The organism is Pirellulales bacterium, assembly GCA_019694435.1.
Classification (GTDB): Bacteria; Planctomycetota; Planctomycetia; order Pirellulales; family JAEUIK01; genus JAIBBZ01.
The window spans coordinates 68,451-78,916 of the sequence record JAIBBZ010000028.1; the positions used below are offsets into that span (position 1 = coordinate 68,451).

Sequence of the window (10,466 nt, forward strand, 5' to 3'; positions counted from 1 at the left end):
GGGGACTAATGAGTTTCACAAGCAACCGATCTCGTCTCGTTGCGCATGGTGCGCGGGCAGCATCGTGGACGACGTGGGGCCAGCGCGCTACCTTGATCTGGGGAATCTTGTGCGTAGCGCATCTGGCGCGCGCGACGAACTACAGCGACGGCGGCTCGCACACGATCTCCGGCGCAGACGGCGACGTCGTGATCAGCAACAATACGACCGTCCACGTGGTGACGGGCGCCGATGTGCAGGGCACCGATGACGACCCGGCAGGCTTCACTGCGATCAGCATGTACGGCGCGGGCTCGACGCTCGACATTTCCGGCGGAACCATCGCCGGCGGCGACGGCAGCAAGCAAGGCGGTGCCGGCGTCTATGCCGCCAACGGCCACGTGACGATCTCCAACGGCAATCTCACCGGCGGCAACGGTGACGCGCTGACCGACCCATTTGGCGGCGGCGCGGGAGCGTACTTCGAAGACTTCCAGTCGCTGTCGATCAGCGGCGGCTCGTTCACTGGCGGCAACGGCGGGTACAACGGCGGCGCCGGCGTGCGGATCAATGCCTACAGCCCCAAGACGGCCTACATCACCGGCGGCGATTTCCAAGGCGGCGCCGGTAACAACATTGATTCGAACTACGACCTGCACGTCAGCGGCCTGGCTCAGGTGGACATCAGCGGCGGACACTTCCACGGCTACCATTCGCTCGTCGAAGATCAGGCGAGCGCCACGATCAGCAACGGCCAATTCGACAACTATTTCGGAGCGCGTGACCAGGCGGCCGTGGAAATCACCGGCGGAACGTTCGACGTCCTGGAAGGGCGTGGCATGGCCACCTACAACGTCTCCGGCGGTACTTTTGTCGGCCTGGAACTCTACGATTCGGTCGTTGCCGACCAAACTGGTGGTACGCAAACCGGCGCCGCGGTGCTGTTCAACCAAAGTATTTTGAACCTCAGCGGCGGACTGCTCGCGTCGTCCGTCGAAACGTTCGTGCTCTTGGACTCCTCGGTGCTGAACGTGTACGGCTATGGCCTGACACTCACCAGCTTCGGCGGTCCGTACTATCAACTCCAAGGCACCTTGGCCGACGGGACCCCGATCGGCGAATATCAGGGGCTCACGCTGCTCCAGCCCGGTGCCACGGTGAACCTGATCACGGTTCCCGAGCCGGGCAGCGCGGTTTTGGCCGCCATCGGCGGCCTGGGGTTGTTGATGGCCGAGCGCCGGCGGCGCAGTCGCCCGCGGTCCGTCCGCTAGCTGGATCGGGCCCCCGGACGAGCGTGATGTGCCTCGAATCGCACTTCGAGCCGGGGCACACCCCTTTTTTTGCGGCCTGTCAAGCGAGAACTTCCACGAATCCCGGAATCTGTCCTAGGCATTGCTCGGCCAGCGGCTATAGTTGATGCCATCGGTTTGACGACGTTCGAGCGGTTCTACTAACATCCGCCGTTTCATTCGCCTTGCCGCCTGGCAGGCCACCATATTTGGCCACTTCCGCCGCGACCCGGAAGCATGTTTGGTCGAGTGCATTGCCTGGAGTAGGTCATCGTGGGAATGAAGCTGTATGTCGGTAATCTGAGCTATGACGTCGATAACGCACGACTGGAGGAGCTGTTCGCTCCCTTCGGCTCGGTGCGTAGCGCGCAGGTGATCCAAGATCGCGACACCGGACGAAGCAAGGGCTTCGGCTTTGTCGAGATGGACGACACCAACGCAGCTCAGGCAGCGATCGCTGAATTGAATCAGAAGCAAGTGGGCGGGCGGCCGTTGACCGTCAACGAAGCCAAGCCGCGCGAAGATCGTGGCGGCGGCGGCGGTGGTGGCGCGCGTCGTGGCAACTACGGCCGACGCTAAGCTGACCGGCGCTAGGCTGGTCTGCGCGAAGCTGCGGCCGGCGCGAAACAAAACGCGATTGCAACAAAGGCCGCTGGCGCGATGAGCGCCGGTGGCCTTTCTGTTGGTGCGCCCCGACCTGGGGCCGCCTACAAAAAATCAGCCCAGCGAACCGAGGGCTCGCTGGGCTGAAGGGGTATCGATCCGCAAACCGAATGTACGGCTTTACTTCTTCGCCGTGTCGTTCGCCTTGGTCTTCGTGCTCGGCTTGGCCGTGCCGACCAGCTTGGCAAGCTCCTGCAACAGGCCCGTGGCTTCCGGCGGGAAGGCGTTCGTTTCCTTGCTCCAGAAGTTCACGCTGGCCGGGCGGCCACCCAACGTGATCGGTACGTGGTAGCTCGAACGCACGACGTCGGCCATCCGGGCCAGGTCGGGCGGCTGCGCGCCGGTCAGGTCGGGAATCATCGTCGGTTCGGGGCTCGCGGCGAACATGTTGAACGCCGTCTCCTCGAGGTCGAATTCCTCGCCCGAGGTGCCCAACTGGTACTCGAACACCGGCGGCTGCGCCACCGCGGCCACGCGGACGAGGTTTTCCTCGACCACTGTGACGCAGATGCGATCGATCTGCGGGACCTCGCGCTGCAGGCGGTTGAGGAACTTCATGCAGTCGATATCCGAGTTGGCCGCGCCGGCCGCGGCTTTCTTCAGCAGGCCGCTCACCTTGGGTTGCTGTTTCTGAACCTCGGCCAGGAACCGGGCCGTGCGCGACTGGCCCGCGGGCAGTTGCGACGGATCGACGTCGGTCGATTGCGAGAACCAGCCGATCATCATCTCTTCCCAGGTCTGATCGCCCCAGCGGACGTCTTGCGTGGGATCGGGATTGGCCAGGTTGTCTTCCGAGTTGTCGAACGTGGCATAGCACTCCAGCGTGCTGCCGGCGGGGGCCAAGAGCGGCTCCTTGAGCATGTAGATCACTTGCCAGTTGAAGTCGTACCGCGGCACGCTCAACAGCGTCTCGACGTGGCCGTCGGGGTAGCGCAGGTCGTACTTGAACGACTTGCCGCGCAAGTGCATGTGCGGCGCGAAGGTCAGCAGCAGCGTGTCCTGCTTGAAGCTGTGCTGCGCCTCGACGGGATGCTCGTTCGCTCCGGCCGGGATCTTGAAACCGAAGTTGATCGCCATGTTCATGGCAACGTTGTGCTTGATCTCGCCCGGCTTGGCCCAGCGGAAGCCGACGGCGCTGCGGTCTTCGACCTCGCGGCCACAGGCCGTGTAGTGCATCTGGAAGACCAGCCGCGTGCCGGCCTTCAGATGCGTGCCCATGTCGTCCTTGTACATCCATGGCGGCGTCCCCGGCGCGGCACCGGCGATCAGCTCGACGCCGCCGGCACCGGGATTAAAACCGTCTTCCCGATCGCGGCGGGCACCGCCCTCGGAGCCGGCCTGGAAATCGGGCACGTCGATCCCCGGCGGTACGGCGAACACGAAGATGTGGTGCACGACCTCGCGATTGCCGAGCAGGCATTCCGAGCCCTTGATCCAGCGGTCTTCCTTCCAGCCCGGATCGACCAGGAAGTATTGGTAGTCGATCGTCCCTTCGGCCTGCACCTTGTAGGGCTTGTCGCTCATGTAAATGACTTCGTCCGGCTCGCCCATCTGCCAGCCTTCCGCATATTCGATCGGCTCGGGCAGTTGGCCAGGGTCGCCCTCAGGAGCGCCGTTGGCGACCCAGGCAAACAGCGTCTCTTTGTCTTCCGGCGACATGCTGCGGTCGTTCTGGAAGTGGCCGAACCGCGTGTCGGCGTGCCACGGCGGCATGCGGCCGTCGCGTACCACCTCGGCGATCATGTCGGCCCAGCCGGCGACCTCGCTGTAGTCGGTCAGCGAGAACGGCGCAATCTGGCCCGCGCGGTGGCATTCGACGCAGTTCTTCTGCAGGATGCGGGCCACCTGGTTGCTATAGGTGATTTCGCTGTCGGCCTTCACCTCGCGCACCCGGCCGATCAAGCAACCGGCCGTCTCGGTCGAGGCGAGCGCCACGGGCTTGCCGGCGAGCACCTGTTCGATCGCGTCGGCCAGATACCGTACGCGGACCTTCGGCTGCGCATAACCGCTGCCGACCGTCAGGCCGTATTGATCGTCGATGCGACCCGAGTAGCGCACGACGCGATTGGCATCGAGCAGGAAGACCTCGGGCGTGCGCTGCGCCCCGATGGCGTCGGCCACCGTGTTGCCCGTGTCTTTCAGGATCGGGAACTTGAGCTTGAAGCGGCGGGCAAAGGCGCCGATCTCGGTGATCGAATCCTGCCGGTTCGACATGATTCCGACCATGGCCACGCCTTGCTTGGCGTATGTGTCTGCCAGCTCTTGCAGCCGGGGGGCATACAACTTGGCCAACGGGCACTCGGTGCCGAGGAACACGAGCACCACGGCCTTCTTGTCGGCCAGGTCGGACAATTGATGGTCTTGGCCGTAGAAGTCCTGCAGTTTGAAATTCGCTACGGACTTGCCCACCGTTTCGCTCGCCAGTCCGGCGGCCAACGCGGGTGCCTGCATGGTCGCCATCGCGGCGGCCAGCGTCAGGCACGGGAGCAGCAATCGGCTACGCATAAGTCACCTCAAGGATCATTTCAATGCCCTGGTTTCGGGCGAAAACTGGAGTTTCGGTCAGGGGCTAGTTCGGCCGGCGGGACATTTTCTTGCTTTGCTTCCGGCGGTCTCGTTGGTCGCTCCGGCTTCCGGTAGTTGCCCGCCCGACGGTCCCGGGGGACAGCTCTCCTCGGGACAGTTCGCCGGGGCCGGCGGTTCGGCCCGGTTGTTCGGGGGCTAATCGTCTGCTGCCTCGGCGAACCGGCCAGAATTATCCAGACCACAGTTACCGAGGTATGTCACAAACATCCGCACCAGCTCGTCCGGCAGCTTCGGGTTGTCGAGGTGCAGACCCCGGGTGTTCATCCCGGGCAACAACGTCAACGTGTCGAGCGTGGCGAGCACCAATTGCAGGCCCATTTCGACGGCCACCTCGGGCTCGGGATGATGAATCTCCTCACGCCGAGCCAACAGCAACTCGCGCACCCGATCGAACAGATGGCTGTGCATGGGCAGCCAGCGCTGGGCAAACTGAGGGTCGGTGCCGCTGCGAAGAATGAACATCCGAAACAAGCTGCTGCGTTGGCGATAGACCTCGACCAGAAACGGGACGGTTTCGGCCAGAATTTCGCGGATCGTGCTGGTGGCCCAACGCTGGCCGTCGAGCACGTCGCTGGCCGTGGCCTGGGCAGCTTCGCAAAAACGTTCGTGCAGGCAAAACAGCACGGCGTCCTTGTCTTTGAACCGCAGATAAAAGGCCCCGACCGACGAATTGGCCTTGCGCACCAGTTCGGCAATCGTCGTTTGTTCGAAGCCCTTACTGGCAAATAGCTCTTCAGCGGCGTCCAGGAGCCGTTCAAGGCTTTCCTGGCTACGCGACTGCCGGGGCGGATGCACCCAGTGGAGCTGGTGCGTAGTGAGAGCTTGACTCATCGCCGCATCGGGACCGCGTAACTGCTGGTCGCGCCGAAGTTTGTGAGAATAGAATAAGAATTCTTGTTCTCAATTTATCGGCGACCGTAAACGGAGTCAAGCAAAGAATTTGTGAGAATTCAAAGAGAGTTCGTGTTCATTATCACTAATCTCGCCAAGATCCTGCCTGGTTTGCCCATCCGTCTTGGTCGAAGGACAAGGATCGGCCCTCAGGCCACGACGTTCAGCTCGACCAGGCTGGAACATCCCACGGCGCCGCCGGCGGCATACCGCACCTGTACGAATTTCTTCGGCCGGCCGGTTAGTCCCCGGATGCTTCGCTGAGCGACTGCCACATAGACGGCCAGCTCTTCACGGGCAGAGCTGCTGCGGAGCAGCAGGTGGGTGCGGACTTGCAGGAGTTGCACGACCAAGGATTCGAGCGTCATGCCGAGCGAACCGGCCCGGGCCGCCGCGGCGAGCTGAGCGGCCAATGGACCGATGGCCCGACCGTTGGCGGCGACGGCCTGTCGCAATCGAGCCGCAACCATCATGCCTCCGATCGAGGCGGTGATGGGCGGCGCGAGTGCGTCGGCCGCCGTACCGGCCACGGCTGCCTCGTCCGCACCTGCGTCGAGAAGCTCTTCGGCCAAGGTCGTCGCGGCCCGTTCCAGCCAGCGGCGGCGTGTCGATGCGTCGGGTTCAAACACGTCGAGTAGCGCATCGATTGCCTCGATGGTTGCCTGGCGGCGAACGGCAAAGCCGGCCGCGCCGGCCACGGCGATGAACTGTCCCGCCAGATGTGTTTCGAGCTGAAAGAAGCTTTCGACCGCCACGGTCAGGGAACTTGCCGCGGCGCGGTCGATGCGCACCGCGGTCGTGGTGCTGCGTCCTCGGAGGACGAAAACCGAGTTGGTTGACGGGCGGCGGGCGAGGCTGGATTTCGTGGCGATCATCGTGCGGCTCCGGCGGTGGGCAAACGGCCAGCCCGGGCTGTGAGTGGCCCGAGCTGGCCAGGAGACTTTGCGGCAGCCCCGTGCTGCCGCTACCGCAGGAGGCGAAAAACGGGCGGGTGTGTTACACCCCCCGGCCCGCTGCGCGACGTCCGGCCGGCATAATCAGCAGACGGGTTACCAGCCACGCGACGAGGGCCACGTAGATCCCGTTGCGGGCGACGAGCGCGGTTCGCGGAATCCAATGAAACGCCCTGACCAGGTTGTAGGGTTGTGCCACGGCCTTGCCGCCCCAGCGGTATGCCTCGTCAAGGTGGTAAGGGAACACAAAGGTGGTCAACGCGGCTACGGCCAAGGCGGCAGTGAGCAGAGCCAGGTAGCGCCGCAGGTCGCGCAGCTCGACGCCCACGAGCACCAGCACGCCGAGCCCCCAGACGAAATACTGCGGCGACAACACGTGGGCCACGCAGAGCAGGGCAGCTGGGGCCAGCGCCGCCGCGCGAAACGCCAAGGGCTCGCCGAATGCGGCGCGCCGCCACCAGGCCCAAGCGATCGCCAGGCCGAATCCGGCATAGGTGCAGACCGTCGCCGCCAGGCGTACCGCCGGCACCACGGGCCCTGCGAGATGCCAGGCGCTGATTTCATAGACGGGCCGTAGCTCGACTCCCAACGGGTAGACCAGCATCAACAGCGACGCATAGGTCGACTCGAGCTGTAGCGACCGGCCGCCGTGTCGCGCGAGGAAGAGCAGCACGTCGCTGCCGGACGTCGGCACATAGACGGCGAAGGGCAGTCCCGCGGCCAACGCGACGATCGACGCCCCCCAGGCCAGGTCGCTTGCGCGGCGCCGCGTTTGCCACACACCGATCAGCAGAAACGGCACCATCACGGCCGTGACGAGCTTCACGGCGACGCCGAATCCCACGGCGGCCAGCCCCAGGCAAGTCCAGGCGTCGAGCGGTCGCGTCGCGTCGCGCCGCGTCCAACACCAGGCCCACAAGCACACGCAGGCCCAAACGCCCAGGTCGGTCTTGTCATAGAGCACATGCGCGAGCGCGAAGGAGCACAACGTGAATCCCCAGACGCCGCAGGCCGCCAGAGCGGGGTTCAGCCGCCGCAGCGCGGCCGCCAACAGCGCGAAGCTCGCCAGGTCGATGGCCGCCATCATCAGCCGAAACCGCGCGTAATAGCCGCGCAACACCTGCTGGTGCGTGGCCTCGGTCCAGGGCCGCGGGTCGATAACCCGAGGCAGCGCCATCAGCCACCACGCGCCAGGCGGATAGCCCAACTCGACCTTGCCGGCACTTTCGGGGCCATAGATGGGCCGGTGCAGATCGATGACCTGCACGGCTTTGGTGAAGTAGAACTCGACATCCGACATCTGCGGCTGAAAGAACAGCGTGATGTAGACGCGGCTCAGAACAAACGCCGCCACGCCGAACCAGAACAGTTCGCGATCGAGGCCGCCCGCCGCATCGGCCGGCGACCGATGCGTTGCCGTAGCGACCGCGGCATCTTCGCCAGACGCATCGGCCACGGCGGACGTCTCCCTGCGCGGCTCTAGCGAATGTTCATATCGCAGCTCATGCCGCCGGCCGCGGGCAGGTACCCGCTGCGCACGTAGTCCATCACCATGCGGTGCGCGCTGAAGCGCCAGGCCAGCGAGGCGATCGAATTCATCATTCGCTTGATCCAATGCCGCGGCAGACCATCGACGTCGCGATCGTAGTACAACGGCACGACCTCTTCTTCCAGCGCGCGGTACAGGTATCCGGCGTCGCGGGCATCGCTGATCTCGTCGGACACATGGCTGGTACCGCGGCCGATTGAGAAGCCGTTGGTGCCGTCGTACGCCTCGGCCCACCAGCCGTCGAGCACCGACAGGTTCAATCCGCCGTTGAGCACGACCTTCTGGCCGCTGGTGCCCGACGCTTCGAGCGGCCGGCGCGGGTTGTTCAGCCAGACGTCAACGCCTTGGATCATGTGGCGACAGACGTTCACATCGTAGTCTTCCACGAACGCGATCCGATTGGCAAACCGGCCGTCGTGACGGAGGTTCGCGATCCGCTTGATCAACTGCTTGCCGGGCTCGTCGGCGGGGTGCGCCTTGCCGGCGAAAATGATCTGGATCGGCTGCTCGGGGTCGCTGATCATCGCGTACAGCCGTTCGACGTCGGTCAGCAACAGATCGGCCCGCTTGTACGTGGCGAACCGGCGGGCAAAGCCGATCGTCAGCACGTTCGGGTCGAGCAAGTTGCGCGACGCTTCGACGACTTCATCCGGCTCGCCGCGCCGGCGGCACTGCCGGCTGAGCCGGCGCCGCACGAAGGTGATCAGCAGGTTCTTGAGCGCGTAGTGCGTTTCCCACAATTCGCCCGGGTCGACCTGGTGCATGTTCTGCCAGACGTCGGGCTCGCCCATCCGGTCCATCCAATCGACCGGAAAATTGCGATCGTAGAGCTGCTGCATCTGCCAGGCGAGCCAGGTGGGGATGTGCACGCCGTTAGTGATGTGGCCGATGGGGATTTCTTCCTCGACGCGCCAAGGCCACAGGTGGGCCCACATCCGCCGCGAGACGTGTCCGTGCAGCGCGCTGACGGCGTTGGCCCGCCGCGACATCTTCAGTCCCAGCACCGTCATGCAGAACGACTCGTGCGGGTTCTGCGGTTCGACGCGGCCCAGGCCCATCAATTGGTCGAACGAGATGCCCAGCGAGTCGCGCAAGGGGCCCAGGTGTTCCTCGATCAGGCCTCCGTCGAAGCGGTCGTGACCGGCGGGCACCGGCGTGTGCGTGGTGAAGACCGCGCGTTGGGCCACTTCGCGCAGCCCTTCGTCGAAATTCAGGCCGTCGTGCTCCATCCGTTCGCGCACGGCTTCCAGCGTGGCAAAAGCGCTGTGACCTTCGTTGAGGTGGTAGACGCCCGGGGTGATGTCGAGCGCTCGGAGCGCCTTGACGCCGCCCACGCCGAGCACGAGCTCCTGGCGGATACGCGTGCGATGGTCGCCACCGTAGAGCCGGCTGGTCAGCTCGCGGTCCTGGGGACTGTTGCCGTCGACGTCGCAATCGAGCAGGTACAACCGCACCCGGCCCACGCGCATCAACCACACCTTGGCGTGAAGCGGGCCCGTGCGGGTTTCGATCCGCACGCTGATCGGCTTGCCGTCGGTGCCGCAGGCCGGCTCCATCGGCACGCTCTCGACTTTTGTATCGAGGTATTCCTCGATCTGGTAGCCGTCGTTATCGAGCCGCTGCTTGAAATAGCCCTGGTCGTAGAACAACCCAATCGCCACGAGCGGCACACCGAGGTCGCTGGCGCTTTTGATGTGGTCGCCCGATAGCACACCCAAGCCGCCCGAATAGATCGGCACCGATTCGTGCAGGCCGAACTCGGCCGAGAAATATGCGACCGGCTTCGACCCCAGCACGCCGGCGTGCGTCGCGGCCCAGGTCTGCGGCCCGGCGGCAATGTATTCCTTCAGTCGCCGGTAGGCATAGTTGATGCGGCTGTACAGCACCAACTCGGCAGCACGCATCTCCAGCCGTTCGGGAGTGAATTCGGCCAGCAGCGCGATCGGGTTGTGATCCAATTGGCGCCAGCGAATCGGATCGAGATCGCGGAACAGGTTGGTCACCTCCGGGTGCCAGGACCACCACAAGTTGCGGGCCAGGGCCACGCACTTCTCGTAGAGGGTCTCGGCGGACAGCCCGGTGATCTTGGGCACTTGCACCTGCTCGACGGCGGTTTTGATCTGGCTCATTGCATCCGTACTAGAGAGAGTGCGCCCCGGGTGCGGCCGAGTCGCAGCGGCCCATGATATCGCAATTTGGGGAAAGTATAGCGGGCGGCGGCGCCGGAGCGAACAGCGGTCGCCCACGGGGCGAAGGGCCCTGGTTTGCCCGAGTGTATTCTGCCGCAGTGGTTTGCCGCGCCGGCGCGGCTACCGTAACTTGACGGGGGTCCCTTCGCCGCGACGCTTGCGAGTGTTTCCGCCATGCTCGACGAACCCGCCTCGGCCCTGTCGCCGGTTGGCGAGGCCCGCCAGGTGCGCTCGCCGGACGATCCTGCGCTGGCGCAGCTTTGCCTCGAGTTAGCTGCGGCTGCCGAAGCCCTGTACGCTTCCGGGGCTTGGCCCGCGATGCAGTTGCAGCGCTGCGCCGCCTACGGCGTGCACGGCTGGTTCCTCC

Annotated in this window: 8 protein-coding genes; 3 read left to right on the forward strand and 5 right to left on the reverse strand. The window is 64.8% G+C overall.

Annotated features, from left to right (window positions below; translation table 11 throughout):
• The first annotated feature begins 92 nt into the window (after nucleotides 1-92).
• Together K1X74_17975 and K1X74_17980 are read left to right on the forward strand one after the other, a co-directional pair.
• Nucleotides 93-1,250, forward strand: a complete 1,158-nt coding sequence (locus K1X74_17975) for a hypothetical protein (GenBank protein ID MBX7168230.1) — start codon at nucleotides 93-95, stop codon at nucleotides 1,248-1,250.
• A gap of 291 nt (nucleotides 1,251-1,541) precedes the next feature.
• Nucleotides 1,542-1,847: an RNA-binding protein gene (locus K1X74_17980; protein MBX7168231.1), complete on the forward strand. Its 306-nt coding sequence runs from the start codon at nucleotides 1,542-1,544 to the stop codon at nucleotides 1,845-1,847.
• A gap of 204 nt (nucleotides 1,848-2,051) precedes the next feature.
• On the opposite strand, the gene K1X74_17985 is transcribed toward K1X74_17980, so the two are convergent.
• The 5 genes from K1X74_17985 to glgP all read right to left on the reverse strand — a co-directional run bounded on the left by K1X74_17985 (nucleotide 2,052) and on the right by glgP (nucleotide 10,039).
• The gene (locus K1X74_17985; GenBank protein ID MBX7168232.1) at nucleotides 2,052-4,436 is read right to left on the reverse strand and encodes a redoxin domain-containing protein; all 2,385 of its coding nucleotides are present in this window, start codon (nucleotides 4,434-4,436) and stop codon (nucleotides 2,052-2,054) included.
• A 216-nt stretch (nucleotides 4,437-4,652) separates the two neighbouring features.
• Nucleotides 4,653-5,348: a TetR/AcrR family transcriptional regulator gene (locus K1X74_17990; GenBank protein MBX7168233.1), complete on the reverse strand. Its 696-nt coding sequence runs from the start codon at nucleotides 5,346-5,348 to the stop codon at nucleotides 4,653-4,655.
• A gap of 209 nt (nucleotides 5,349-5,557) precedes the next feature.
• The gene (locus K1X74_17995) at nucleotides 5,558-6,283 is read right to left on the reverse strand and encodes a hypothetical protein (GenBank protein ID MBX7168234.1); all 726 of its coding nucleotides are present in this window, start codon (nucleotides 6,281-6,283) and stop codon (nucleotides 5,558-5,560) included.
• A 121-nt stretch (nucleotides 6,284-6,404) separates the two neighbouring features.
• Nucleotides 6,405-7,817, reverse strand: a complete 1,413-nt coding sequence (locus tag K1X74_18000) for a hypothetical protein (GenBank protein ID MBX7168235.1) — start codon at nucleotides 7,815-7,817, stop codon at nucleotides 6,405-6,407.
• A 23-nt stretch (nucleotides 7,818-7,840) separates the two neighbouring features.
• A complete protein-coding gene (gene glgP, locus K1X74_18005) occupies nucleotides 7,841-10,039 on the reverse strand; it encodes an alpha-glucan family phosphorylase (GenBank protein ID MBX7168236.1) in 2,199 nt (732 codons plus the stop codon).
• 234 nt (nucleotides 10,040-10,273) lie between these two features.
• On the opposite strand from glgP, the gene K1X74_18010 reads away from it, so the two are divergent.
• On the forward strand, nucleotides 10,274-10,466 hold a 193-nt coding region (locus K1X74_18010; protein MBX7168237.1), incomplete at its 3' end, for a hypothetical protein.

Bases quoted from the DNA above. Each gene is read 5' to 3' on its own strand.
- K1X74_17990 (MBX7168233.1), bottom strand. From the start codon at position 5,348: ATGAGTCAAGCTCTCACTACGCACCAGCTCCACTGGGTGCATCCGCCC.
- K1X74_17995 (MBX7168234.1), bottom strand. From the start codon at position 6,283: ATGATCGCCACGAAATCCAGCCTCGCCCGCCGCCCGTCAACCAACTCG.
- glgP (MBX7168236.1), bottom strand. From the start codon at position 10,039: ATGAGCCAGATCAAAACCGCCGTCGAGCAGGTGCAAGTGCCCAAGATC.
- K1X74_17985 (MBX7168232.1), bottom strand. From the start codon at position 4,436: ATGCGTAGCCGATTGCTGCTCCCGTGCCTGACGCTGGCCGCCGCGATG.